Source organism: Candidatus Methylomirabilota bacterium, from assembly GCA_035315345.1.
Lineage (GTDB): Bacteria > Methylomirabilota > Methylomirabilia > Rokubacteriales > CSP1-6 > CAMLFJ01.
Genome location: DATFYA010000161.1, coordinates 18,147 through 43,529 on the forward strand (window position 1 = coordinate 18,147; position 25,383 = coordinate 43,529).

Sequence of the window (25,383 nt, forward strand, 5' to 3'; positions counted from 1 at the left end):
ATAGCGCCCGACATGGCCGTCCTCCGGCGCCGCGCGCGCGGCTGCTAGTGCCCTCGCTCCGTCCCCTCGACTGGCGCGGCGCCTCCACCGCCCTCCTCCTCGCCGCCATGTGGGGCGGCAATCCGGTCGCGGTGAAGGTCGGTCTCGCCGACGCGCCGCCGCTGCGCCTCGCCTTGTTCCGCTTCGTGCTCGGCGCGCTCGCGATCCTGGCCTACGCGCGGTGGACGCGGCACCGCGGCGTCTTCGCGGTGGGGCCCGGCGAGTGGCGCGTGCTGATCTCGCTCGGCGTGATCTTCTCGATCCAGATCGGCACGATGAACGTGGGCATCGGGCTCACCTCCGCCGCCCACGGCGCGGTCCTGCTCAACTCCTACGCGGTGCACGCGGTGGTGCTCGCCCACTTCATGATCCCGGGCGATCGCCTGACTCCCGCCAAGCTGGCCGGCGTCCTCGTCGCCTACGCGGGGATCGTGCTGCTCTTCGCCCGCGAGTTCTCCTTCCACAGCGCGACCCTGGTCGGTGACCTGATCGTGGCGGGCAGCGCGGTGCTGCTCGGCGAGCGCGTGGTGTACATGGCGAAGGCGGTGCAGAGGCTCGATCCGATCAAGCTGCTGGTCTTCCAGTCCGCGATCGGCAGCGCGTGCTTCCTGCTCGCGAGCCTGCTCTTCGAGAGTGGAACGCCGACCCGCTACACCGGCGCGCTGGCCACCTCGCTCTTCTACCAGGGCGTCGTCATCGCCGGATTCAACTTCATCGTGAACTCGTACCTCTACCAGAAGTACCTGGCCAGCGCGCTGGCCACCTGCTCGCTCACCACGCCGCTCTTCGGGGTGCTCATCGCGGCCGCGGTGACCGGCGACCGCCTGAGTCCCCTGCTGCTGCTCTCCACCCTGATGGTCGCGGCCGGGATCGGGCTCACGGTTCGGCGCTGAGGCACGCTTGACCGCCCGGGAGACGGTGCGGTAGCGTCCATCCATGCCCACCCGGCCGTCGAAGAGCCTCGAGGTCGTCCCGAATCCGCACCCGGACCGTGACTACGAGGTGAGCCTCGAGATCCCCGAGTTCACCTGCATCTGCCCGCGCACCGGGCAGCCCGACTTCGCGACCATCCGGGTCCGCTACGTGCCGGACCAGCGGCTCCTCGAGCTCCTGTCGATCAAGCTCTACATCTGGTCGTATCGCAACGAGGGCGCCTTCCACGAGGACGTGACCAACCGCATCCTCGACGACTTCGTGGCCGCGGCCGCGCCGCGCTGGATCGAGGTGGTGGGCGACTTCACGGTGCGCGGGGGCATCAAGACGGTGGTGCGGGCCACCCACGGCAAGCGGCCGGAGCTCTAGCCGGCCAGGCTCAGCAGCGCCACCCCCGCCAGCATCACGACCGCGCCCGGCGCGATGTCGCGCACCCTCTGCTTCTCGTGGAACAGGATCACCCCGATCGCCATCGCGAACAGGATCTCGACCTGCTTGACCGCCTCCACGTACGACGACAGCGTCATGAGATAGGCGGTGCCCTGGCTCACGGTGGTGAGCGAGGCGAAGAGACCGAAGCTGACGAACGCCTTCCAGTAGCGCGGGACCTCCGCGAAGCGCCGGCGCGAGGTCTTGAGCACGATCGGGGTGACCAGCAGGCTCGCGGCCACGTAGCCTCCCAGGGTGCCCATGTACTGGTCCGAGCACTGCATCGCCCACTTGATGGTGACCACCGAGGGCGCGAAGAACAGCGCGGCGAGCAGCGAGTAGCGCATGCCCCGGTCGGTGAAGAGCACCGCGAGCGGAGCCCACCACGCGATGTGGGCGCGGTGGACGTTGAGCAGGTAGACCCCGGCCATGCTGATCAGGATGCCGACGATCCCGAGCAGGGTCGGCCGCTCCTTCAGGGTGAAGTAGCCGAGGACGACCAGCACGAGCAGGCTGACCTTCCACAGCGCGGTGACCATCGAGATGTCGGAGAGCTTGAGCGCCTTGGACAGCGCCATGGTGGAGATGGTCTGGCTCACCGCGAAGCACGCGCAGGCCAGGTAGAAGCCGGGCTTGATCTCCGGCACGCCCTTCCAGAGCACGAAGGCGGCCGCGAACGGGAGCAGGAAGGTGAACCGGCCCCACACGTTGATGTACTCGTCGAGCGAGTGGCCGAGGCGCTTCATCACCGTGTTGCGCAGCACCTGGCACAGCGCGGCCACCAGCGCGAGGACGAGCCACATGGCGGCGGTCTATCGGGTGCGGGCCAGGAGCGAGCGGACGGCGTCCGCCACCGCGCCGGGCTGCTCGCGCGGCATGAAGTGGCCGGCGTCCGCCACCACGCGCCGCTCGGTGCCGTCCGGGAACAGCCCGACGTGGGATTCGGAGCGGCGCGGCCGGTCGACCGCATCGTCGCGGCCGTGCAGGATGACGGTGGGGACCTCGATCCGCGGCCGCTCGGCCAGGCGGCGCTCGATCGGGTCGAAGCGCGCATCGCCGGCGGCGTTGCCGTGCCGGTGTCGGTAGGAGTGGATCACCACCGGCACGAAGTCGGGATTGTCGAAGGCGACCGCGGTGCGATCGAACGTCGCCTCGTCGAAGCGCCAGCCCGGCGACCATTCGCGCCAGAGGAGCCGGCAGATGTCGCGGCGGTTGGCCTCGAGCCCGGCCCGGCCGCGCTCGGTGTTGAAGTACCACTGGTACCAGTAGGCGCGCTCCTCCTCGGCCGAGGCCGGAGCGGAGGGCCGGAGCGTGTTCTGCACGTTGTAGCCGCCGATGGTGACCAGCGCGCGCACCCGCCGCGGCGCCAGGATCGCGACGATGCAGGCCGCGCGTCCGCCCCAGTCGTAGCCGGCCAGGCTCGCCCGCTCGAGCCCGAGGGCGTCCATGAAGTCGAGCAGATCCTGGCCGATCGCGGCCTGCTGGGCCATGCGCGGCGCGGCCGGGTCGAGGAAGCGCGTCGGGCCGTAGCCGCGCAGGTACGGCACCAGCACCCGGCGGCCCTCGGCGGCCAGGGGAGCCGCCACCCCGTCCCACGCGCGCACGTCGTCGGGGAAGCCGTGAAGCAGGATCACCGGTGCGCCGTCCGACGGGCCCTGCTCCTCGTAGGCGATCTCGAGCGAGGGCGTGCGAACGCTCGACGCGCGCGGGGCCACGACCCGGCGGCCCGGACTAGAAGCCGCTGATGTACGGCAGGCGCTTCGCGGTGGCCTCGATGGCGTCGCCCGCCTCGAGCAGCACCCCGGTGGCGTTCCACGCCCCCGAGACCAGGTGGTTGCGGGCCCCGTCCGGGATCCGCCCCCTGATCACGCGGTCGCCGACGCGCACTTCCTGCTTCTCCACGTCCACCGTCACGCTCTGCCGCGGATCGCGGCCCACCGCCCGCTGCAGCCAGAGCACGTCGTCGTTGTCGATGGACAGGCACGGGATGCCGAGCATGGTGCAGTTGCCGAAGAAGATCTCGGCGAACGAACCGCCGACGATGGCGCGGATGCCCCACTGCTTGAGGGACTCGGGCGCGTGCTCGCGCGAGGAGCCGCAGCCGAAGTTCAGGCCGGCCACCAGCACCGAGGCCCCTTCGTACGCCTTCTGGTTGAACGGATGCTCGGGATCGTGCTTGCGCGCGTCCTCGAAGGCGTGCAGGCCCAGCCCCTCGTTGGTCACCGTCTTGAGGAACCGCGCCGGGATGATCCGATCGGTGTCGATGTCGTTGCCCGGCACCGGAATGCCTCGTCCCGCCACCTGCCGCCGCGCGCTCTCGCTCATCGCGCCGCCTCCGCGCCAGCCGGTTGCAGCATCTGCCGCACGTCGGTGACCGCGCCGTTCAGGGCCGCCGCGGCCGCCATCGCCGGGCTCATCAGCAAGGTCCGCCCGGTCGGGCTCCCCTGGCGCCCGATGAAGTTCCGGTTGCTGGTCGAGGCGCTCATCTCCCGCCCTCGCAGCTTGTCGTCGTTCATGCCGAGACACATCGAGCAGCCCGCGTTGCGCCATTCGAAGCCGGCCTCGCGGAAGATCTCGTGGAGGCCCTCGGCCTCGGCGGCCTTGGCCACCTGCTGCGAGCCAGGCACCACGATGGCCCGGACGCTCTTCGCCACCCGGTGCCCCTTGGCCACCGCGGCGGCGACCCGCAGGTCGGAGATGCGCGAGTTCGTGCACGAGCCGATGAAGACCACGTCGATCCTCGCCCCGGCGATGGGCTGGCCCGCCTCGAAGCCCATGTGGGCGAGGCCCTCGCGATAGGTCGCGCGCTCCTGCTCGGGCGCCGACTCCGGGCTGGGGATGCAGTCGCCCACGCCCACCGACTGGCCGGGATTGATGCCCCAGGTCACCATCGGCGGGATCGCGGCGCCGTCGAGCCGCTTGACGTCGTCGTAGCGCGTCTCCGGGTCCGAGGCCACGCCCTTCCACCACGCGGTCGCGCGCTCGAATGCGGCGCCCTGCGGCGCATACTGGCGCCCGCGCAAGTAGTCGACGGTGGTCTGATCGGGGTTGACGTAGCCGAAGCGGGCCCCCCCTTCGATGGACATGTTGCAGAGGGTGAGGCGCTCCTCCATGGTCATGCCGTCCACGACCGGGCCCGCGTACTCGTACGCGTACCCGACGCCCCCGTTCACCCCGAGCGTGCGGATGATCGCCAGGATCACGTCCTTGGCGTAGACGCCCCGGCTCAGCGCGCCGTCCACCCGCACCTGGCGCAGCTTCGGCTTGGCCATGGCCAGGCACTGCGTGGCCAGCACGTCGCGCACCTGGCTCGTGCCGATGCCGAAGGCGATGGCCCCGACCGCGCCGTGGGTGGCGGTGTGGCTGTCCCCGCACGCGATGGTCATGCCGGGCTGGGTGAGCCCCAGCTCGGGGCCGATCACGTGGACGATGCCCTGCCGGCCGCTGTCGAGACCGAACAGGGACACCCCGCTCTGCTCCGAGTTGCGCACGAGATGGACCGTCATCTCCTCGGCCACCTCGTCCTTGAACGGCCGCTGCTGGGCGGTGGTGGGGATGATGTGATCGAGCGTCGCGAAGGTGCGCCCGGGCATGCGCACCGGCACGTTCAGATCGCGCAGGGCCTGGAAGGCCTGCGGCGAGGTGACCTCGTGGATCAGGTGCAGACCGATCAGCAGCTGGGTCTGCCCCGAGGGGAGCGTCCGCACCGTGTGCGCGTCCCACACCTTGTCGAGCAGCGATGACGCCATGGCAGCCTCCGTGGATCGAAGCGGTTGCCCGGGAGTGTGCCGCCGTCAGATCGTTAAGTATAGTGAAATCTTCTTCCCGGTCCCGTAAGATCCGCTAATGATAGACGCCGCGCTCCTCCCGGCCCTCCTGAGCCTGCTGACGGTCGCCCGCACCGGCTCGGTGGGCGCGGCGGCCCGGCTGCACCACCGCACCTCGTCGGCGATCAGCCAGCAGGTGCGCAAGCTGGAGAGCCATCTCGGCGTCCGGCTCCTGGAGCGGGCCGGCCGCGGCGTGCGCCTGACCGCGGCGGGCGAGGCCGCCCTGCCCGGTATCCTGCAGCTGAGCACCGAGACCGAGGCGCTCTTCGCCCAGCTCGCCGATCTCTCGGGGCGGCCACCCGCAACGCTGCGGGTGGCGGTCAGCGACTACCTCGGCCGCGCCCTGCTCGTCCCGGTCCTCCGCGAGCTGATCGAGCCGCAGCCGCGGCTGCGCTTCGAGATCGCCACCACCCATTCCCGCGAGGGCGCGCGACTGGTCGGTCTGGGAGAGGTCGATTGCGCGGTGGTGACCGGCCAGGAGGCGCCGCGCGGGATCGAGGCCGAGCGCCTCTTCGAGCAGGCGTTCGTCTGGATCGGCCCGCGACGCGGCCGCGCGCAGCCGCCGCTGACCGAGCGTCTCGCCCGCGAGCCGCTGCTTCGCCTGAGCGCAGGCAGCCAGGGCCGGCGGCTGCTCGAGGACTATCTCGCGCGCGAGCGCATCCAGCCGGTGTCCACCATCGACGTGCCGAGCGTGTCGCTGCTGCTCGCCTACGTCTCGGGGGGTCTGGGCATCGGGCTGGCCCCGGCGCTGGCCGTGACCGAGATCGATCGGGAGCGCGTGCGCTGGGAGCGGGCCGACGTCCCGGCGCTCTCGGTGGCCCTGCTCTACCGGACCGGGTTCCGCCGGGGGGCGGCCGCCGATCGCTTCGCGACCCGGCTCGTCGCAGAGGGGCGCCGCGTCGGCGAGCGGCTGGGGCACGCGGCGCCGTCGGCCGCGGCCGCGCCTACGCGAGCACGCCCGGGTAGGCGGAGGGCTTCGACGTGAAGGCCGGGAACAGGGGCTCGGGAGGCGCGCCCAGGTGCTTCACCGCCACCTCGGTGAACAGGCTCCGGAAATCGGTGGTGACGGCCAGATCCCGGCCTTCGTAGAGCTGCTCGCGCCGGAGACCCGGCCAGCGGCCGTAGACGCGCCCGCCCTTCACCGGGCCGCCGAGCACCAGCATCGCGGTGGCGTGCCCGTGATCGGTGCCCCGGTTGCCGTTCTCGCGGACCGTGCGGCCGAACTCCGACATGGTGAGCACGACCACGTCGCTCATCCGCGGGCCCAGATCGCGATCCAGCGCGGCGAGACCGGCCGCGAAGTCCTTGAGGCGGAACGCGAGCTGGCCCCTTTCGTTGCCCTGCCCGGCGTGGGTATCCCAGCCGCCCACGTCCGCGAATGCGACCTCGAGGCCCACGTCGGCCCGGATGAGCTGCGCGATCTGACGCAGGCTCTCGCCGAGGCGCCCGCGCGGGTATACGGCGCCGTGGGCCGGCGCGAGGCGATGAGGCGCGGCGGCCTTGAGCATCTGCACCGCGTCGAAGGTCTCCCGCCCGGTGCCGTAGAGCAGGTCTCGCACGCCCTGCTCGTAGAGCGATTCGAAGCCCTGGCGCGCGCCCGCGCCGCCCATCACCACCGGGGCCTCCTTGACGTCGAAGTCGGCCACGCTGTTCATGGCCACCGCGCCCACGTCGCCGCGGAGCGCGCGGGGCAGGGCGGGGCCGAGCGAGACGGCGCGGAAGGGCGACGCGACCTCGCGCGCCGGCATCGCGGCGAGGCCGCGGGCGAGCCAGCCGTCCGCGGTGCTCTTCACCCCGGGCGTGCCCGACTCCATGTAGTCCTGCGCGTCGAAGTGGGAGCGGGTGACGTCGGGCGATCCGCACGCGTGCACGATCGCCAGCCGACGGCCGTCCCAGAGCGGCTTCAGCGGGGCCAGCGCCGGATGCAGCCCGAAGAAGCCGTCCAGGTCGATCGTGGTGTCGGCCCCGCCGCCGGCCGGGCGCGCGATCGCAATGCCGCCGCGGGCGGCGTAGTAGTCGGGGTCGCCGTGCGGCACGATCATGCTGAGGCCGTCCACCGCCCCGCGCTGGAAGATCGCGATCAAGATCTTCGGCTTGCCCGTCCGCTCCTGCGCGAGGGCGGAGCGGAGCAGGAACCGCGGCGCGCTCCCGAGCGCGAGGAATGCGAGGGCCCCGCCCTTCATGAAGGACCGTCGCGTGCATCGAGCCATGCCTACCTCCTCTGGAACTCGGGCGAGCCCAGGACCAGCGCGGTCAGCTTCTCCACGTCGGTGTCCTTCGGCACCCGGTCGTAGGCGGTGATGCGGGTGATCTCGGGGCTCCCCAGCTGAGCGGCCAGCACCGCGCGGGTGTGGGCCGTGGCCTCGCCGTTGAGGATGACCGCGAGCAGGCGGTCCAGCACCTGATCGGGCCGGCGGCGATCGACCGGGCCGAGCAAGCCAGCGAGATCGACGCGCGCTCCCGGGAAGCGATTGTGGGCCAGGCCGAGCGCGAAGTTCATGCGGCCGAGCAGGGCGCCGGTATTGACCCACGACTCCGCGCGATCCGGGTAGCCGGTCGGCGGCTGCGCCTCGTAGAGCGGCTCGCCCAGCTTGCCCACCTCGCGCGCCAGCGCGACGCCGCCGGCCGGCGCCTCGGACGCGCCGGCCGGCGCGATGCGGCCGTCGAGGGCTCGCATCGCGCTGGCGACCACCTCGAGCGGCGTCTTGATCTTCGCGCGGTAGGTTTCGGCCGACCAGAACTCGGGCGCGGTCACGATGGCGGTGAGCACCGCGCGGATGTCCCCGTCGGTGCGCTGGAACGTGGCCGCCGCCCGGTCGACCAGAGTCGACGGCGGGTCGTCACTCACCAACCGGCGGGCGAGCTTGGTGGCGATGAAGCGCGCGGTGGATGGATGGCGCGTCAGGATGTCGATGACGCGCTCGCCGTCCTGCAGGCCGCCACCCGCGGGGATCGTCTGGCCGAGCACGCGCTTGGCGCCGCGGTCGTGCGCCTGCGGGCGGAAGAGAAAGCCGCCGCCCTGCTGCGGGCGGTCGATCGTCCAGCCGGTGAAGCAGCGCGCCACCTCGATGACATCCTCCTGGCCGTAGCCGCCGTCCACCCCGAGCGTGTGCAGTTCCATGAGCTCGCGGGCGTAATTTTCGTTCAAGCCCATGCGCCGGCCCGCATTCGGTCCTTGCCGGATCATGAGGTCGGCGCGCGTGCTGAGCCAGTTGTCGAGGTAGAAGAGCATGGCGGGATGCCGCGCGGTGGCCAGCACCAGATCGCGGAAGCGGCCCAACGCGTGGGGACGGATGGCCTCGCGCTCGTAGGCCGGCAGCATCCAGCGCACCGCGCCCTTCTGCGCGTAGACGTTGAAGTGATTGAACCAGAAATCCACCATCACTTCCTCGAGCTGCCGCTCGCTCAGCACCGCCCGCGCGATCCGCGCCGCCTGCATCTGGCTGGTGATGACCGCCGGTCGGCGCTCGAGCGGGTACATCTCCATCACGTCTCGACGGCTCATCTCGCCCTGGGCCACGCGCTGCCGTATCTGCGGGCTGAGCTGCGGGTAGTCGCGCACGAGCTGGGCGGCGCTCTGGCCCAGCACCGGGTAGCCGGTCAGCGCCTGATCGACGGCGGGATCGGCGATGCGGCTCGGGCTGAGCTGCTGCTCGATGTAGGCCGCCAGCCCCGTGCGCCGCACGCGCTCGACGTCGCCGGGCCGGGGCCCGTAGCCCAGGCGATTGAGGGCATGCAGCACGCGCTGCTCCTCGGACAGCGGCGAGGCCGGCAACGTCAGCGACGGCGCGGGACCCGGAGCGGGCGCCGGGGCCTCCACGGCGCGGCGCGGTGGCGGAGCCGACGAGCACGCAGCCCCGGCCAGCACCACCAGCGTCAGCCCGGTGACAACGACTGCTCCACGCATCGGTGTCCTCCCGTTCCGGTAACAGACGCCTCCCCGTATCCAGACGTTTACAGGGGCGGTCCCGGGCGGCCGCCGCCTTACGGAATCACCGCGACCTTGATCGAGTCCGGCGAGCGGTGCGCCTGGAAGGCGTCGTCGATCCGATCGAGCGGAAACGTCTGGGACAGGAGGCGCTCCACCCGCACCGCGCCGGTCGCGAGGAGGCGCATCGCCTCGGGGAACTCGTCCTGGTAGATCATCGAGCCGATGATCCGCAGCTCGCGCCGCACCACCCAGAAGAAGTTCAGCGACGTCGCTTCGTGCGGCAGGCCGGTCAGCACCACCCGACCTCCCGGCCGGCACAGGTTGACCGCCTGCTCCACCGCGGGAGCGGTCCCCGCGGTTTCGATCACGGTGTCGACGCCTTCACGGCCCGAGAACGCGCGCGCGGCGGCGGTGTCGTCGTCGGCACCGGAGAGCGCCACCGCGTCGGCGCCGAGCTCGCGCGCCAGGCCAAGCCGTCGCGTGGAGCGCGCGACCGCGAGCACGCGCACACCGCGCGCCTTCAAGACCTGCACCGCGAGCAGCCCGAGCGAGCCGAGGCCAAGCACCGCCGCGGTCTCTCCCTCGACCGGCTCGGCGCGGCCGATGGCGCGCACCACCACCGCCAGTGGCTCGGCGAGGAGCAGCCGCTCGTCGGCGAGGCCATCCGGTGCCGGCCAGCAGCAGCGCGCGGGCACCGTCGCCTGCTCCGCGAAGCCCCCGTCGACGTCGATGCCGACCGCCACGCGCGAGAGGCAGAGATTGCGGTTGCCCTCGCGGCAGAGCGGGCACACCCCGCAGGAGTAGTTGGGCTCCACCGCGACCGTCTGGCCCACCGTGAGCGTGCCGACCTCGGCGCCGACCGCGGCCACCGTGCCCACGAACTCGTGGCCCATCACCCGCGGATACTGGACCGGCCGCTCGCCCGTCCAGATGCGGTAGTCGGTGCCGCAGAGGCCGGCCGCCTTGACCCGGATGACCGCGTCGGTCGGGCCCGGCGTGGGGGTGGGCACCGAGGCCAGATCCAGCGAGCGGGGACCGCGCAGGACCGCAGCGAGCATCGTCAGTATCGTAGCGGACCGGCCCCGACCGAGGCAAGGCGCCGCGCCCGTCGTGATAGCATCGGGCCGTGGCGACGGCGCCGGCCCCATCGTTTTCCCGGGATCAGCAGCCGGCATCGGTGCCGCTCTGGCGCGAGAGCCTCTTCGGGCTCGACTGGCTGGCGCTACGCGCGTCCCCGGTGTTCTACGGGATCGGCGTGCCGCGCGGTGACGGCTCGGCGGTGGTGCTCGTGCCCGGCTTTCTCGGAACCGACTGGTATCTGCTCGAGCTGTACGGGTGGCTCGGCCGCCTCGGCTACCGTCCCTTCCTCTCGCGCATCGGCCGCAACGCGGAGTGCCTGGAGACACTCTCGCGTCGGTTGCTCGAGACCGCCGAGACCGCGCGCGGGGCCACCCGCCGTCCCGTCCATCTGGTCGGCCACAGCCTGGGTGGCCTGCTCGCGCGCTCCGTGGCGGTGCGCCGCCCGGAGCTGGTCGCGTCGGTCGTGACCCTGGGCGCGCCGTTCCGGGGGATCCGCTCGCACCCGCTGGTGCTGCGTGTCTCCGATCGGGTGCGCGAGCGCCTGCAGCGTGACGATCGGCCCGATTGCTTCACCGGCCATTGCGGCTGCCCGGCGGTGACCGGCCTCGAGTCCGCCTTCCCGTCGTCGGTTCCGCAGGTCGCGGTCTACACGAGGACCGACGGCATCGTCGACTGGCGGGTGTGCGTCAACGACGATCCCGACACCAACGTCGAGGTGGCGGGCACCCACGTGGCGCTGGTGGCGAACCCGGCCGTCTACCGGGCGCTGGCCGCGCATCTCGTCGCCGTGGCGGCCGCGCGAGCGCGGCGGTCCGCCGCGGCGCGCACCGCTGCCGGCGCCTACTTCGCGTAGCGTCCTTCATGCGGCTGGCATGGCCGCTCGTGGCCTGCTCGATCTCCCCCGTCGCGTGATCCGCCGAGGCGTATCCGTTCCATGTTGCGTGTCACGATCTGCACGTTGGTTCGCCGCGTCCTGCATCTCGCCGACCACTCCGCTCGTTGGTCTGCGCGAAATGCCGGGACGGCCTCCATCAGCTTGCTCGGCACTCCTTGGAGCTGACCGCCGTTGCTCGTCGTCATCTGACCGGCCGTAGTAGGCTGAGGGACGTGGACGCCCGCGCCTCCGAGACCCGGCGTCCGCCGCGCCAGCGGCGCCTCGCCTCCCTCGTGCTGGTGGCCGCCGTCGCGCTCGCCGCGGCCGCCATTCCGTTCCGGGGCACCTGGTGGGGCGGATGGATCCTCGCCATCGCGGAGGCCGGCATCGTCGGCGGGCTGGCGGACTGGTTCGCGGTCACCGCGCTGTTCCGGCGCCCGCTCGGGCTGCCGATCCCCCACACCGCGCTCATCCCGGCCAACTGGGAGCTGATGGCCGAGCGGGTCGGGAGCATGGTGGGCGACCGCGTGCTCACCAAGCAATACGTCATCGACGAGATCTCCCGCTTCGATCTCGCCGATCTGCTCGCGCGCGGCGCCTCGCAGATCGAGCCGGACGACCTGGACTCGGCGGTCCGCTCCGTCGCGCGCTGGGCCGCCGGGCAGATCTCGCCCGCGGCCACCAACGACGTCGCGTCCTGGCTCACGCGGCTCGCCCGATCGCATCCCATCGCGCCGCTGCTGGCCACCGCGCTCGAGATGGCCCGCAAGCAGGGCTGGGACCAGCGCCTGATCGAGACGGTGGCCACCGCGCTGGCCGACGCGCTCGATCGGCCGGGCTTCCGCACCGCGGTGGGCGGCCTGGTGGACGAGGTCCTGGCCGGCTACCGCGCGCGGATGCGCCTCTACCCCCGGCTGCTGATGGGGCTGGCCAGCACGTTCGGGCTCATCGACCGGGAACGGCTCGTCGCGGCGCTGCGGCAGGCGCTCCAGAAGATCGCGGATGATCCCGACGATCCGCTACGCGTGCGTCTCGCCGAGACGTTGAGCGCGCTGCCCGGGCGGCTACGCGCGGATCCCGCGCTGGCCGCGCGCATCGAGGCCGCGAAGGCCGAGCTGCTCGAGAGCCCGGCGGTGGCCCGGCTGCTCGACGACGTGGCCGCCGGGCTCGGCCGGTCCATCGTGGCCGACCTGGCCGCCGACTCGTCCGAGGTCGTCACCTGGATCACCGCACGTCTGGAGAGCGCCCGGCTCGCCCTCGCCCGGGAGGAGCCGGTGCGGCGAACCCTGGACGCATGGTTGAAGGAGCGGATCACCGAGGTCCTCGAGCGCTATCACGACCGCATCGCGCGCTTCATCGAGCGCGGCGTCCATGCCCTGGGCCCCGAAGGGGCGGTGCGTCTCATCGAGGAGCACGCGGGAGACGATCTGCAGTACATCCGCGTCAATGGAACGGTCGTGGGCGGGCTCGCCGGGGGCGGCCTCTACGCGATCCACCTGCTGCTCGGGCTGCTCTGACGCGCGCGGCTCTCGTCGATCTGGAGGCCGTGACGTCGTCCGCCACCCACCAGATCCCGCGTGCGCCCGGCGCGATTCCTCCGAGAGGAACGTAGGATGGGAGCCGTGCACCTTCAGATCGAGACTCGTCGGGGCGCGCTTCGCGGTGTCCAGGAGCGCGGTCTGGCGGTCTTCCGCGGCATTCCATTCGCGGCCCCGCCGGTCGGACCGCTCCGATTCAGGCCACCCGAGCCGCCGCCTCGCTGGAGCGGCGTGCGCGACGCCAGCCGGTTCGGCCGGGCCGCGCCGCAGAATGCGGCCATCGCGGGCCCCCTCCTGAGCCTGGGCATCGGACGGACCGGCGAGGATTGCCTCTACCTGAACGTGTGGACGCCCCGCGCCGATCGCGCGCGACGGCCGGTGCTGGTGTGGATCCACGGCGGCGCCTTCGTGCTGGGCGCGGGTTCGCAGACGCTCTACGACGGCGCGGCCCTGGCCCGACGCGGCGACGTCGTGGTGGTCACCCTCAACTACCGGATGGGCGCGCTCGGCTTCCTGCGGCTGCGAGAGCGCTTCGGCGATCGACTGCCCGCGACCGGCAACGAGGGGCTCCTCGACCAGGTGGCGGCGCTCCGGTGGGTGCGCGACGAGATCGAGACCTTCGGCGGCGACCCGGGCAATGTGACCATCTTCGGCGAGTCGGCCGGCGCGATGAGCTGCGCCACTCTCCTCGGCATGCCCCAGGCGCGCGGTCTGTTCCACCGGGCCATCCTCCAGTCCGGCGCGGCGAACTTCCGGTGGCCGCCCGACGTCGCGGCCGGTCTCGCCGACCTGCTCCTCGAGGATCTGGGGTTGGCCTCGCCCGACGCGCTGCGCGCGGCCCGCGTGTCGACCCTGCTCGACGCGCAGCGGCGGCTATTCATGAACATGCTGCTGAGCGACCACTACGTGCTCGGTGCCCTCTCGCCGGGCGGACAGCGGGTCGCCGGCGCGGTGTTCCTGGGGCTGGCGCTGGCGCGGCGGCGCTTCGGCTCGGTGGCCGCGCCGTTGTCGGCGCGGCTCCTCACCCTGCTGCGCCGCCGGCGACGCGACGGGATGCCGTCGTCGCGCGCGGCCGCCCTCCACGCTCTCGGCACGCGCGGGCTGCCCTTCCAGCCGGTGGTGGATGGCGCGGTGGTGCCGCGCGATCCCCTCGAGGCGGTTCGCGACGGCGCGGCTCGCGACGTCCCGCTCCTGATCGGCACGAATCGCGACGAGACCAGGCTGTTCCTGCCGCTCGATCCCGAGGCGGCGACGCTCGACGAGGCGTCTCTGCTCGCCCGTTGCCGGGACGCGATCCCGGGCAAGGACGGCGAGCGTGACGCGACGGCCCGGGAGGCGATCGAGGTCTATCGCGCCGCCCGCGCCGCGCGCGGCGAGCGCATCGAGCCGGGCGAGCTGTGGTTTGCCATCGAATCCGACCGGACGATGCGCCATCCTGCGATGGTGCTGGCCGGGCTTCAATCCGCGCACCAGCGGGACACCTACGCGTACCTGTTCACGTGGCCGTCGCCGGCCCTGGGAGGCCTGCTGGGCTCCTGCCACGCGCTCGACCTGCCGTTCGTCTTCGGCACGCTCGGGCACCCGATGTTCCGTCCCTTCGCGGGCAAGGGCCCGGAGGCGCGCGCGCTCGCCGAGCGCATGCAGGATGCGTGGATCGCGTTCGCGCGAACGGGACGGCCGGATCACGCGGGGCTCCCGGAGTGGCCGGGCTACGACGTCTCGAGCCGCCGCACCATGATCCTGGATCGACGGTGCCGCGTGGAGGTGGCGCCCCGCGAGGCGGAGCGCGCGTTCTGGGACCGGGTGCCGAGCGAGTAGCGGTCAGGCCGCCGAGTGGCCGCCGTCCAGGAACAGGGTCTGGCCGGTCATGAAGTCGGACGCGGACGAGGCCAGGTATACGACCAGCGGGCCGATCTCGTCGAGTCGTCCGGTGCGGCGCGCGGGAACGTCGCGCAGCAGACGCTCGCGGGTTCGCGGGTCGTCGAAGGCCTCCGCGTTCATGTCGGTGACGAACCAGCCCGGGGCCAGCGCGTTCACCTGGATGGAGTACCGGGCCCACTCCGCGGCGAGCGCGCGGGTGAAGCCCATGACGCCGGACTTCGAGGCGGCGTAGGCGCTGTACCCGGGCAGTCCCACCTGCCCCAGCACCGACGAGATGTTGATGATCTTTCCGGCCTTCTGGGCGATGAGATGCGCCGCCGCCGCGCGGCAGCCGTTGAACACGCCGACCAGATTGACGTCGAGGGTGGCGCGAAAATCGTCCGGCGACATGTGGGCCACCGGTGCGACGCGGGCGATGCCCGAGTTGTTCACCACGATGTGCAGGCCGCCCAGCGTGCCGACGGTGCGCTGCACGAGCGCGTCGACCTGCGCGTAGGCGGTCACGTCGGTCTCCACCACGAGGGCCCGCCGCCCGGTCGCGGCCACCTGGCGGGCGGTCTCCTCGAGGTCCGGCTTGGAGCGCGCGGCCACCGCCACGTCGGCCCCGGCCCGGGCCAGCGCCATCGCGATCGCCCGCCCGAGGCCCCGGCTGGCCCCGGTCACGATGGCGACGCGGCCATCGAGGCGCGAGACCGCCTCCCGATCGCTATCGGTAGAGGGAATCGAGCGTCTCCCGATACTTCTCGGTGATGAGCTTGCGCTTGACCTTCAGCGTCGGGGTCAGGAGCCCGTTCTCCACCGTGAAGTCGATCGGCAGGATCGAGAACTTCTTGATCTTGGCGTACGACTGCAGCTCCTCGTTGCGCACCTCCACGCTGCGGCTCACCCGCTCGACCACTTTCGGATTCTTCGCGAGCGAGGTCGGCTCGGTGTCCAGGATCCCTTCGGCCTTGGCGAACTTGGCCAGCTCCTCGGGGTTCAAGGTGATCAGGGCCACCGGATAGGGACGCTTGTCGCCGTGCACCATGGCCTGGCTGATGAACGGGTCGCCCTTGAGCCGGTTCTCGATGTTCTGCGGCGCGATGTTCATGCCGCCCGCGGTCACGATGAGGTCCTTCTTGCGGTCGGTGATGTAGAGAAATCCGTCGTCGTCGAGGCGGCCGATGTCGCCGGTGGCGAACCAGCCGTCCGGCAGGAACACCTCCGCGGTCGCCTCCGGCTTCTTGAAGTAGCCCTTGGCGATATTGGCCCCGCGCCCGAGGATCTCCCCGTCCGGCGCGATCTTGATCTCGGTCCCCGGCTGGGCCTGCCCCACCGAGCCGAACCGGAAGTTGTCGAGGCGGTTGAAGGTCAGCGACGGGCAGGTCTCGGTGAGACCGTAGCCCTCGAGGATCAGGATGCCGGCGGCGTGGAAGAACTCGGCGATCTCCTTCGAGAGCGGCGCGCCACCCGATACCGCGAAGCGGAGGCGACCCCCGAGCGCCGCGTGCAGCTTCGAGAACACCAGCTTGTGGGCGAGCCGGTGCTTGAAGGCCAGGCCGGGCGGCACCGGCCGCCGCGCCTGCTGCAGCTTCGAGACCTCGCGTCCCACCCCCACCGCCCAGTGGAAGATCTTCCGCTTGACCGGCGAGCCGGCCTCCGCCCGGGCGAGGACGCCCGCGTAGACCTTCTCGAAGACACGCGGCACGCTGCAGATGAAGTGCGGCTTCACCTCGGGCAGGTTGTCGCGCAGCTTGTCGATGTTCTCGGCAAAGGCGGTGGTGAGGCCGCGGTGCACGCCGATGAACGACTCGAGCCGCGCGAAGGAATGAGCCAGAGGCAGGAACAGCAGGTGCGTGTCGCGGTCCTGGATTCCCGCCATCTTCGAGGCCGAGTCCAGCGTGGCCATGTGGTTGCCGTGGGTCTGCACCACGCCCTTCGGAGGCCCGGTGGTGCCCGAGGTGTAGACGATGGTCGCGATGTCCTCGGGCCGGATCTCGGCCACGCGCCCGGCCAGGTCACTCTTCAGCCGCTCGCCCTGGTCCCGTCCGAGCCGCCGCAGCCCCTCCCAGGTCATGATGTGCGACGACGGCTCGCCCTGGTATCCGTGGATCACCACGATCTGCTCGAGGCCGTCCATCTTGCCCTGCACCTCGAGCACCTTGGCGAGCTGCGCCGGGTCCTCCACGAACAGGGTCTTCACCCCCGCGTCGTTGACGATGTACTGGATGAGGTCCGGCGGATAGGTCGGATAGATGGGAATGGTGCGGCACCCGGCCGAGAAGCCCGCGAAGTCGGCCTGCACCCACTCGGCGCGGCTGGCCGAGAGGATGCCGACCGCGTCCTCCTTCTTGCGGCCGAGCGCGAGCAGCCCGGTGGCGAGCTCCCGCACGATCTCGCCGACCTCACCCCAGGTGCGCGTCTTCCAGGCGCCCGCCTCCTTGGACTGCTGTGCCGGGCGATCGCCGTCGCGCTCGACCCGGTTCCAGAACATGCTCGCCAGCGTCACGTTGGCCATCGTCGCCTCCTCAGACCTGGGTGCGCAGCTCCTTGCGCAAGACCTTCCCGATGGGACTCTTGGGTAACGACGGCACGAACCGGACTTGCTTGGGACACTTGAAGCGGGCCAGCCGGCTCTCGCAAAAGGTCATGATCTCCTCGACCGAGGCCGCCGACGCGTCCTTGAGCACCACGAACGCGAGCACGTCCTCGCCCATCAGCGGGTCCTTCATGCCGACGACCGCGGCCTCCGCGATGGCGGGATGCGCGTAGAGCACCTCTTCGACCTCGCGCGGGTAGATGTTGAAGCCGCCGCGGATGATCAGATCCTTCTTGCGCTCCACGATGAACAGAAAGCCGTCCTCGTCGAGGCGCCCCATGTCGCCGGTATGGAGCCACCCCGCGCGCAGGGTGCGTGCGGTCTCGTCGGGATTGCGATAGTAGCCGGTCATCACGTTGGGCCCGCGCACGCAGACTTCGCCCACCTCGCCCACCGGCAGGGGCCGGTCGGCATCGTCCTGGATCGAGATGGACACTCCCGGGATCGCCTGCCCCACCGAGCCGATCTTCCGCGCCCCGGAGAGGCGGTGGGCCGAGACCACCGGCGAGGCCTCGGTCAAGCCGTAGCCTTCGAGGATCCTGCCGCCGAACTTTCGCTCGAAGGGCTCGACCACCTCGACCGGCAGCGGCGAGGCGCCCGATCCCCACACGCGCATGGATCGCGTGTCGAAGGCGTCTCCGCCCGGATAGTTGAGCAGATAGAGCAGCATGGTGGGCACCGCGGCCATCGACACCGCCTTGAAGTCCTGGATGGTCTGCAACACCAGATCGGGGTTGAACCAGCGCAGCAGGACGCCGCGCGTGCCCAGGATGTGCCCGGCGTTCATCACGGTGAGCCCGTAGGAGTGCGACAGCGGCAGGACGGTCACCGCCCACTCCTCCCGCGGCAGCTCGTGCAGCGACGCGATCGCGCGCGCGTTGGATTCGAGGTTGGCGTGGGAGAGCGCCACGCCCTTCGGGGTCCCGGTCGTGCCCGAGGTGTACAGGATGACCGCGAGGTCCTCCGGGCGCCGATTCGCCGCGATGAAGCGGTCCGACTCGCCCGCCGTCTCCGCCTCCAGCGAGCGCACGCGTCCGTCACCGCCGCCGTCGACCGAGAGCACGTGACGGAGCGTCGGCGTCACCCCGATCTGGCCGTCCACCTTCGAGACCAGATCGGTGGACGTGATCACGATCTTCGCCTCGGAGTCGGCCAGGACGTGCGCGACTTCTCGCTCGCCCAGCAGGAAGATCAGCGGCACGATCACCGCGCCGCACTTCAGGATCGCACCGTAGCTCTGCATCACCTCCGGGCAATTCGGCAGCAGGACCACCACGCGGTCGCCCGGGTCGACGCCGAGGCGACGCAGGGCGTGGGCCAGGCGGCCGGCCGCGCGCTCCTGATCCACGTTGGTGTACTGCCGGCCCTCGAACGCCAGCGCGGGATACTCCCCGAACCTGTCGAGGGCCTCGTCCGCCAGGCGGCTCAGTGACATGGGAGGCTACCAGTTCGCAATGAGTTTCAAGAGGTTACCCCGTATATCACGCGCCGGGTAACGCGTCGCGATAAAACTCTTGCTCAACGTTACGCGACGCGTTACACTGGCCTCGTTCGGTCAAGAACCCCAGCGAATCACAACGAAGGAGAGTCGATGATGACGAATCCGATGCCCCCCAGCGAGCTCATCTCGCAGCTCACCGGCCGCGCCGTGGAGGCCTTCTCCGTCTGGGCCGACGCCAACCAGCGGATCCTCCGGGAGCTGGTCGACCTGTCCGCGACCACCGCGAAGGAGGGCGTCCGGCTCTACGCCGAGATCCAATCCTCGGCGGTGGAGGCGGTGAAGGAGAGCCAGTCGTACCTGCTGCGGCGTCAGAGCGAGCTGCAGGACGCGCCTCGCGATCCGGTGACGTTCTATCAGAAGGGCGTGGCCGAATCCGTGGAGGGTGCCCAGCACGGCTTCCGCCTCTTCGAGACCACCGCCCAGGCCATGACCCGCTCGGCGGAGCGGCTCCAGCTGAAGACGGAGCAGGCCGGCACCGAGATCCAGGCCACCGTCACCCAGCTCGCCGGCAAGATGAAGTCGCTGTACGCCCCGATCGCCTAGTCGTCCAGCTGAGGCGCGGGTCGGCGTCGGCCGGCCCGCGCGCTACTTCTCGCGCTTCTTTTCCAGACGCTCCTCGAGCGCGCGTAGCTGCTCTCGCAGCACGGAAACTTCTTCCCGGAGGGCGTCGGCCTCCGCGGGCTCGGCGCGCTTTTCGGTCTTCACCGGCTCGCCCGCCGGCGTCGTCGAGGCCATCCAGCCGGCGCGGGAGGCCCATTCACGAAGAACCCGGTCCGCCTCCCGCTGGCTCGTCATCAATCCCTCCAGGCTGGAGCGGAGGGACTTCTGGACGAAATCCTGCCAGGCCTCCCCGTGCTTGATCAACTGGTGCAGGAACGCGGTGGGAAGGGTCGCGCGATGACTGCGCTCGTTCTCCAGGATGATCTGGGCGAGCGTCACCGAGGTCAGATCTTCCCCGGTCGAGACGTCGACGACGGAGATCTCTCGGCCGGCCCGGATCAGCTCCTCGAGCTCTTCGAGCGTGACGTAGCGACTCTCCTGCGTGTCGTAGAGCTTGCGATTGGAGTAGCGCTTGATGACGTACGGCATGGCGGAATTCAGTCTAGCACCGCGCATGTAGCGTCACAAGGCGCCGCCGGCGCGGGGCGCGCGACCGCCGAGCGCGCGCGGTGACTACTTCGACCGCGGAGGAGCGGGGAAGGTCGGAGTGGCGGCGGCGAGCGCGGAGATCCCGAGCATGCTCATGATGCTCGCGCCCTGGGCCATCCAGGCGAGCGGCTGCAGCATCCAGAGCGCGAGCGGCCCCATCGCGTCGACGGGCCGGACGTAGGTGATCGCGTTACGCGACGGCATCACCACCGCCTCGCCGGTCAGGACGTCCTCGGCGCGCTGGTTGGTGCACACGGTGCGAAGCCGGATGCGGTTCTTCTCCCGATTCACCTCGGCCACCTCGACGCGCGCGGAGATCGAGTCGCCGGACTTCACCGGCTTCAGGAATCTCAGGTCCTGCGAGACGTAGATGGCACCGGGACCCGGCAGTCGGGTTCCGATGACGGCGGAGACGAGCCCCGCCGTCCAGATGCCCGGCGCGATCGGCTCCTTGAAGACGGTACCCGCGGCGTAGTCACGGTCGGAGTGCACCGGGTTGTAGTCGCCGACCGCGTCCACGAAGCCCGCGATGTCGTCGTCGGTGACGCGCCGGGTGAGCTGGGCGCTGTCGCCGACCGCGATCGAATCGATGGTGAGTCCGATCATGCGCGCTCCGATCGGCCGGGCGTTCCTTCGAGCCGGCTCAGGACCCGGTCGAGCTTGTCCTCGAGCGTGTCGATCTTCTCCTCGACCTGGGCGAGGTGGCGGGCCAGGGCGGTGACCTGGGTGCGCGAGGGCATCCCGAGGCCGGACAGCGAGACCTCGATCTGCTGCTCGGCCGCCTTCTTCGCGGGACCCGACGCGTTCAGGAAGCCTTCCAGCTGCTTGCCCATGGCCTTGGCGAACGCGTCGGTCCCCATCGCCTGCTCGAGCACGCGAGACCACGCGGCGATCCACTGGTCGAGGAACTGCTTCCACTGCGTCATCAGGTCCGGCGACGGCGCCGTCCCTTGCGTCATGACCTTGGACCACGCAGCCATGCCCTGATCCATGAAGGGCCGCCAGAAGGATTGCGGATCCATGGTCGGTGCCGCCCCCGGTCCCTGCCCCATCATCCGGAGCCACGCCTGCGTGCCCTCCTCGACCTGCCGCTTCCACATGTCCACCAGCTGCTGACTCGGACTGTCGGCCATGACCGTGCTCCTCGGCCCCGCGCTTAGGAGCGCGCGGCCAGCCAGGACGCCACCTTCGGCCAGCAGTGCACCGAGGCGCCGCGTCCGGCGATCAGCGAGATGTGCCCGCCCGGCAGCTCCACGTACTCCTTGTCGCGCGTGCTCACCGCGTCGATGAGCGGCTTCACGCACCCGGGCGGGGCGATGTTGTCCTCCTTGGCGCCCACCGCGAGCACCGGGCAGCGGATCTCGCGCAGGTCGACGCGGCGTCCCCCCATCACCAGCTCGCCCTTGATCAGCTTGTTCTGCTGGTAGAAGTCGCGGACCCACTGGCGGAAGAACTCGCCCGGGAACGGCAGATACTCGTTCGCCCACTTGTTGAGCGCGTTGAATCCCGACACGTATTCCGGGTTCCAGAGGTTCCACCAGAGATTGAGGTTGGTGCTGACGTCCATGGTGGGCTTGAGCAGCTTGAAGCCCATCTTGACCATGTCGGCCGGGATGCTCCCCAGCGTGTCGACGTACTTGTCCACGTCGAAGACGTCCGGGGCGAGCCACTTGCCGAACAGCCCAACGTGGGCGAAGTCGATGGGGCCCGCCATGTTGATGAAGTTCTTCAGCGGGAACTCCGGGTGGGTCGTCACGAAGCTGGCGGAGAGCGGGGCGCCCATGCAGTACCCGAGGACCGACATCTCGGACGCGCCCGAGGACTCGAGCGCCTTGCGGGCCAGTCGGGGCAGGATCTTGGTCACCGCGGCCTCGACGGTGAGGCCGTTGTCCTCCTCGCCGAACACACCCCAGTCGACCAGGTAGAAGTCGAACCCCTGCTGGGTCATGTATTCGATGAACGAGCCCTTGGGCATGAGGTCGAAAATGTACGGACGGCTGATCCCGAGGTTGGGCACGAACAGCAGCGGCGTCCGGATGGTGCGCCGGGACTCGTAGCGCCAGAGCCGGGACTTGTTGGTGCGGTAGATCTCCTGGCGTGGGGTGGGCCCGACCTTGGGCTCCGTCGGGTTCATCACCATCTCGCTGAAGTGCTTCATGCGGAGAAGGTTGCGATTGGCCTCCTCCTTCATCCGCGCCATCACTTCCGGCGACATCGCGGGCAGCTCACCCATCATCGTGAAGAGCTCGTCTTTCATAGGCTTCCATCCTACCGCCCGGTGACGCTACGCGTCAACCTTTCGTCGACCGGCCCCCGCTCCGCACGGTGAGGGCCGGAGCGGGCCGCGGCGACGTCGGGCGGCTAGACCTGGAACAGGCTGCCCACCTTCATGGCCAGGCCCATGTCGCCCTTGAGCTTGAGCTTGCCGGACATGAAGGCCATCTGGCCCGAGAGCTTGCCGCCGGTCATGTCGAGCCAGTCCTGCGACGACATGGTCAAGGTCAGGTTCGGGTTGGCGGCAGCGCCCTGGCTCACGTTGCAGGCGCCGTCCTTGATCACCGCGTTCCAGGTTCCCCCCTGGTCCCCGGTGATGTCGTACTGGATCGTGGCGTTGACTCCCGCCGCCTTGTCGGGGCGAAAGCGAGAGGTCATGTTGTCGAAGGTCTCCTTCACTGTCGGCATGGACGCGTCTCCTTTCCGATGTCGAGCGCGATGCTAGAAGGTGAAGAGGTCCATCCCACCGGTGACGGTGAGCACGGCCCCCGTGATGTAGCGCGCGCGCTCCGAGCACAGGAACGCGACGGCGCTGGCGATGTCCTCGGGTTGCCCCTCCCGCTGCATGGCCACCCGCTTGACCATGCGGTCGTACAACGGCGACATGTTCGCGTTCGGCCCCACGATGCCGGGAGCGATCACGTTCGAGGTCACATTGTACCGCGCGCCCTCGAGGGCGACCGACTTGGCGAACCCGATGACGCCCATCTTGCTCGCGGAGTACGCGGTCTGTCCGAAGCCGCCCATGAGGCCGGCGATCGAGGCCATGCAGATCACCCGCCCCCACCGGCGCTCGCGCATGCCGGGGAACACGAGCTTGGTCACGTTGTAGGTGCCGGTCAGGTTGATGCGGAGGTTCAGGTCCCAGTCGTCATCCGCGGTGTCCTTCAGCTGCCCCATCGTGTAGATCCACCCGGCGTTGTTCACGCAGATGTCGACGGGGCCCACCTCGCCCTCCGCACGCCGCAGCACCTCGGCCAGCGCGACCCGCTCGGTGATGTCGACGGCGTATCCACGCGCGCGTCCGCCCGCGTCGGTGATCTCCTTCGCGGTCTCGGCGGCGCCCTCGCCGTTGAGGTCGAGCACGATGATCCGGCAGCCCTCGGCGGCCAGCTGCCGGCAGTCCTCCTTGCCGAGGCTCCGCGCGCCCCCGGTCACGAGCGCGGTCTTCCCGGCGATGCCGAGGTCCACCTAGCGGCCCTTGAAATCGGCGGGGCGCTTCTGGAAGAAGGCCTGGATGCCCTCGGAGGCGTCGTCGGTCCGCAGCGACTGCAGGAACGCGCGCACCTCGATCTCGATCGCGGTGTCGATGGGCGCGGGCAGGCCGTCGTCGACCGCCTCGATGATGAGCCGCGTCGCCACCGGCGGGCGCTTGGCCAGCTCGCGAGCCAGCGCCCGGGCGTCGTCGAGGGTCTGACCTTCCTTGGAGAGGCGATTCGCGAGTCCGAGCCGGTAGCACTCCGCGGCCGGGATCTGGGTCCCGAGGATCAGGTGCTCCAGCGCCAGCCCCCGGCCGATCAGACGCGGGTAGCGCTGGGTGCCCCCGAAGCCGGGCGTGATGCCCAGGTTGGACTCGGTCTGCCCCATCCGCGCGGTCTCCTTCAGGATGCGGATGTGGCAGCCCATCGCGATCTCGCAGCCGCCGCCGAGGGCGTGGCCGTTGATCGCGGCCACCACCGGCTTCGGGAAGCGCTCGATGCGGCGCACCACGCTGTTGCCGAAGCGAATGAACGTGCCCACGTCCGCGCCCTGGAAGGCGGAGCCGAGATCGGCGCCCGCGCAGAAGATCTTGTCGCCCGCGCCGGTGATGATCACGCTGCGGACCGCGTCGTCGTGCTCCAGATCGGAGAGCGCGGCGTTCAGCTCGCGCATCAGGGTCTCGCTGATCGCATTGGCGGGCGGCCGGTTCAGGGTGATGATCGCGAAGCGCTCCTCGCGGGTCAGGATGAGGGTCTCGTACGCCATCGGGCGACTCTCCTCTCGGTGGGGCTAGGGACGCGGGGCCACGCCCTTCAGGAACAGATCGGCGACCGCGGGGGCGGTCTCGGTGAGGCGATAGCCGCGCTTTCCGAGCACCCAGGACGTCGCCATCTGGTCCATGCTGCCGAACAGCACCTTCGTGGCAACCTTCACCGGCAGGTCCGACTGGAAATGGCCCTGCCCGACGCCCTCCTCCAGCACGGAGCCGATCAGGGCGAAGTACTCGCCCACCTCCTGGCTGGAGGCGCCGCGGAAGAACTTCTGGCCCTGACGGAGCTCGATTTGCACGACCTCGGCCAGGTCGGGGTCCTCTTCCAGCATGTGAAAGTGCAGGTGCACGAGCCGCCGCACCTTCGCCACCGCGTCGGGCTCGTCGGCGATGGAGCGGCGCATCGACGCCACGAAGGTCGCCATCTTCTCCCGGAAGAGCGTGATGAGGAGGTCTTCCTTGGTCTTGAAATAGAGATAGATGGTGCCCGCCGCGATGCCGGCCTCGCGCGCCACGTCCGAGACGCGGGAGTTGAAATAGCCCTTGCGGGCGAAGACCCGAACCGCGGCCTCGATGATGTGCTGGGGCTTGTCTGGATCACGCATGGCAGGCAGTGAATCGCCGTTCATACTATGCGGGGCCTTCCGCACTGTCAAACGGAACTTGGCCGTGAGCCGCGCGGCTGACAGTTCGCGACGTATTCCTGGAGGCGCGTGAACTCCTTGCCGTCGAGATTCGTGAAGACGAGCACCGCGCCACCCTCATAGGCCTCCCACACCAGCGCGGGCAACCGCAGCCGATCGAGACCCGCGCGCGCGGGCAGCTCGATCACCACCACGTCGCCCTCGACCAGCGGCTGATCGGTAGCCACGCGGCCGCCCGACGCGCTGAGATCCACCGTGTGGCCGCCCGCGCTGCCCGCCGAGCCGCCTTCCACCCGGATGGGCAGGCTGACCGGCACGCGGGGGAATCGACGGCGCATGTCGCCGCGGGAGACGAACGGGGTGACCCGGCCCGCCGGTGAGTCCGACATCTTGAGGAACCCGACGCCGACGCTCTCCGCGTCGCGTCGCACCACGGTGCCCACCATCTCGAGCCGGCCGGCGTCGCCCGGCATCGTGACGCGTACCGTGACGATGCTGTTCACCGTCGCCTCGGTCTGGGATCGCACCTTCATCCCGGACAGGCTCAGGTTGACCACCTCGCCCGAGACGACCCGTCCGTCGGTAGTCTCCACGGTGGCCGGCCAGGCCGCCGCCGCTCTCGGAAAGGATCGCCGATCGTGGCCGCTCACTCGCGCCTCCTGATGGTGATGGCCCGCCCTCGAACGGCCGCGGGCTCGCACGCCGTCCACGACCCTGACGCGTCCGGGGGCTCGCT

26 protein-coding genes are annotated in these 25,383 nt (G+C 70.5%); 7 read left to right on the forward strand and 19 right to left on the reverse strand.

The window, feature by feature from the left end; translation table 11 throughout:
- Positions 1–47 precede the first annotated feature (47 nt).
- Both VKN16_20635 and queF read left to right on the forward strand, forming a co-directional pair.
- Positions 48–932 (forward strand): DMT family transporter, encoded by an 885-nt coding sequence (locus tag VKN16_20635; GenBank protein HME96613.1) that lies wholly within the window; start codon positions 48–50, stop codon positions 930–932.
- Between the two features lie 43 nt (positions 933–975).
- The gene (queF, locus tag VKN16_20640; GenBank protein HME96614.1) at positions 976–1,341 is read left to right on the forward strand and encodes a preQ(1) synthase; all 366 of its coding nucleotides are present in this window, start codon (positions 976–978) and stop codon (positions 1,339–1,341) included.
- Here queF and VKN16_20645 read toward each other — a convergent pair.
- The 4 genes from VKN16_20645 to leuC are packed head-to-tail and all read right to left on the reverse strand — an operon-like array spanning position 1,338 to position 5,150.
- Positions 1,338–2,204, reverse strand: coding sequence for an EamA family transporter (locus tag VKN16_20645; protein ID HME96615.1), 867 nt, complete (start codon positions 2,202–2,204; stop codon positions 1,338–1,340). The genes queF and VKN16_20645 overlap by 4 nt on opposite strands.
- 9 nt (positions 2,205–2,213) lie before the next feature.
- A complete protein-coding gene (locus VKN16_20650; protein HME96616.1) occupies positions 2,214–3,116 on the reverse strand; it encodes an alpha/beta hydrolase in 903 nt (300 codons plus the stop codon).
- 16 nt (positions 3,117–3,132) lie between these two features.
- Positions 3,133–3,726 (reverse strand): 3-isopropylmalate dehydratase small subunit, encoded by a 594-nt coding sequence (leuD, locus tag VKN16_20655; GenBank protein ID HME96617.1) that lies wholly within the window; start codon positions 3,724–3,726, stop codon positions 3,133–3,135.
- Complete coding sequence (gene leuC / locus VKN16_20660; protein HME96618.1) at positions 3,723–5,150, reverse strand: 3-isopropylmalate dehydratase large subunit; 1,428 nt, start codon at positions 5,148–5,150, stop codon at positions 3,723–3,725. The genes leuD and leuC overlap by 4 nt, the downstream gene beginning before the upstream one ends.
- Positions 5,151–5,247: 97 nt before the next feature.
- On the opposite strand from leuC, the gene VKN16_20665 reads away from it, so the two are divergent.
- Positions 5,248–6,213, forward strand: coding sequence for a LysR family transcriptional regulator (locus tag VKN16_20665; GenBank protein HME96619.1), 966 nt, complete (start codon positions 5,248–5,250; stop codon positions 6,211–6,213).
- On the opposite strand, the gene VKN16_20670 is transcribed toward VKN16_20665, so the two are convergent.
- The 3 genes from VKN16_20670 to VKN16_20680 all read right to left on the reverse strand — a co-directional run bounded on the left by VKN16_20670 (position 6,173) and on the right by VKN16_20680 (position 10,217).
- Entirely contained in the window at positions 6,173–7,438 is a 1,266-nt protein-coding gene (locus VKN16_20670; GenBank protein ID HME96620.1) for a DUF1501 domain-containing protein, read from the reverse strand. The two genes, VKN16_20665 and VKN16_20670, sit on opposite strands and share 41 nt — an antisense overlap.
- Positions 7,439–7,440: 2 nt before the next feature.
- Positions 7,441–9,135 (reverse strand): DUF1800 domain-containing protein, encoded by a 1,695-nt coding sequence (locus VKN16_20675; GenBank protein ID HME96621.1) that lies wholly within the window; start codon positions 9,133–9,135, stop codon positions 7,441–7,443.
- A 77-nt stretch (positions 9,136–9,212) separates the two neighbouring features.
- The gene (locus VKN16_20680; protein ID HME96622.1) at positions 9,213–10,217 is read right to left on the reverse strand and encodes an alcohol dehydrogenase catalytic domain-containing protein; all 1,005 of its coding nucleotides are present in this window, start codon (positions 10,215–10,217) and stop codon (positions 9,213–9,215) included.
- A 119-nt stretch (positions 10,218–10,336) separates the two neighbouring features.
- Between VKN16_20680 and VKN16_20685 the strand changes: the two genes are divergently transcribed.
- The 3 genes from VKN16_20685 to VKN16_20695 all read left to right on the forward strand — a co-directional run bounded on the left by VKN16_20685 (position 10,337) and on the right by VKN16_20695 (position 14,469).
- Positions 10,337–11,092 carry an alpha/beta fold hydrolase gene (locus VKN16_20685; protein HME96623.1) on the forward strand — a complete coding sequence of 252 codons (756 nt, stop codon included), beginning with the start codon at positions 10,337–10,339 and terminating at the stop codon, positions 11,090–11,092.
- A gap of 254 nt (positions 11,093–11,346) precedes the next feature.
- Entirely contained in the window at positions 11,347–12,630 is a 1,284-nt protein-coding gene (locus tag VKN16_20690; protein ID HME96624.1) for a DUF445 domain-containing protein, read from the forward strand.
- Positions 12,631–12,735: 105 nt separating this feature from the next.
- On the forward strand, positions 12,736–14,469 hold the full coding sequence (locus tag VKN16_20695; protein HME96625.1) for a carboxylesterase/lipase family protein: 1,734 nt from the start codon (positions 12,736–12,738) through the stop codon (positions 14,467–14,469).
- Between the two features lie 3 nt (positions 14,470–14,472).
- On the opposite strand, the gene VKN16_20700 is transcribed toward VKN16_20695, so the two are convergent.
- From VKN16_20700 to VKN16_20710, 3 genes are read right to left on the reverse strand one after another with little or no spacing between them, the layout of a single operon-like run.
- Positions 14,473–15,270, reverse strand: a complete 798-nt coding sequence (locus VKN16_20700) for a glucose 1-dehydrogenase (GenBank protein ID HME96626.1) — start codon at positions 15,268–15,270, stop codon at positions 14,473–14,475.
- Positions 15,239–17,029 (reverse strand): long-chain fatty acid--CoA ligase, encoded by a 1,791-nt coding sequence (locus VKN16_20705; GenBank protein ID HME96627.1) that lies wholly within the window; start codon positions 17,027–17,029, stop codon positions 15,239–15,241. The genes VKN16_20700 and VKN16_20705 overlap by 32 nt, the downstream gene beginning before the upstream one ends.
- Positions 17,030–17,039: 10 nt before the next feature.
- On the reverse strand, positions 17,040–18,545 hold the full coding sequence (locus VKN16_20710) for a long-chain fatty acid--CoA ligase (GenBank protein HME96628.1): 1,506 nt from the start codon (positions 18,543–18,545) through the stop codon (positions 17,040–17,042).
- 156 nt (positions 18,546–18,701) lie between these two features.
- On the opposite strand from VKN16_20710, the gene VKN16_20715 reads away from it, so the two are divergent.
- On the forward strand, positions 18,702–19,154 hold the full coding sequence (locus VKN16_20715) for a hypothetical protein (protein ID HME96629.1): 453 nt from the start codon (positions 18,702–18,704) through the stop codon (positions 19,152–19,154).
- 42 nt (positions 19,155–19,196) lie between these two features.
- On the opposite strand, the gene VKN16_20720 is transcribed toward VKN16_20715, so the two are convergent.
- The 9 genes from VKN16_20720 to VKN16_20760 form a co-directional block, all read right to left on the reverse strand.
- Positions 19,197–19,700, reverse strand: a complete 504-nt coding sequence (locus tag VKN16_20720; GenBank protein ID HME96630.1) for a polyhydroxyalkanoate synthesis regulator DNA-binding domain-containing protein — start codon at positions 19,698–19,700, stop codon at positions 19,197–19,199.
- A gap of 84 nt (positions 19,701–19,784) precedes the next feature.
- A complete protein-coding gene (locus VKN16_20725; protein ID HME96631.1) occupies positions 19,785–20,366 on the reverse strand; it encodes a MaoC family dehydratase in 582 nt (193 codons plus the stop codon).
- Positions 20,363–20,893: a poly(R)-hydroxyalkanoic acid synthase subunit PhaE gene (locus VKN16_20730; protein ID HME96632.1), complete on the reverse strand. Its 531-nt coding sequence runs from the start codon at positions 20,891–20,893 to the stop codon at positions 20,363–20,365. The genes VKN16_20725 and VKN16_20730 overlap by 4 nt, the downstream gene beginning before the upstream one ends.
- Before the next feature lie 23 nt (positions 20,894–20,916).
- Positions 20,917–22,017: an alpha/beta fold hydrolase gene (locus tag VKN16_20735; GenBank protein HME96633.1), complete on the reverse strand. Its 1,101-nt coding sequence runs from the start codon at positions 22,015–22,017 to the stop codon at positions 20,917–20,919.
- A 104-nt stretch (positions 22,018–22,121) separates the two neighbouring features.
- A complete protein-coding gene (locus VKN16_20740) occupies positions 22,122–22,442 on the reverse strand; it encodes an SCP2 sterol-binding domain-containing protein (GenBank protein ID HME96634.1) in 321 nt (106 codons plus the stop codon).
- 33 nt (positions 22,443–22,475) lie between these two features.
- Positions 22,476–23,225, reverse strand: a complete 750-nt coding sequence (locus VKN16_20745; protein ID HME96635.1) for an SDR family NAD(P)-dependent oxidoreductase — start codon at positions 23,223–23,225, stop codon at positions 22,476–22,478.
- Positions 23,226–23,999 carry an enoyl-CoA hydratase-related protein gene (locus tag VKN16_20750; GenBank protein ID HME96636.1) on the reverse strand — a complete coding sequence of 258 codons (774 nt, stop codon included), beginning with the start codon at positions 23,997–23,999 and terminating at the stop codon, positions 23,226–23,228.
- A gap of 24 nt (positions 24,000–24,023) precedes the next feature.
- Positions 24,024–24,608, reverse strand: coding sequence for a TetR/AcrR family transcriptional regulator (locus VKN16_20755; protein HME96637.1), 585 nt, complete (start codon positions 24,606–24,608; stop codon positions 24,024–24,026).
- Positions 24,609–24,655: 47 nt separating this feature from the next.
- The gene (locus tag VKN16_20760; protein HME96638.1) at positions 24,656–25,297 is read right to left on the reverse strand and encodes a PilZ domain-containing protein; all 642 of its coding nucleotides are present in this window, start codon (positions 25,295–25,297) and stop codon (positions 24,656–24,658) included.
- Positions 25,298–25,383: the final 86 nt, after the last annotated feature.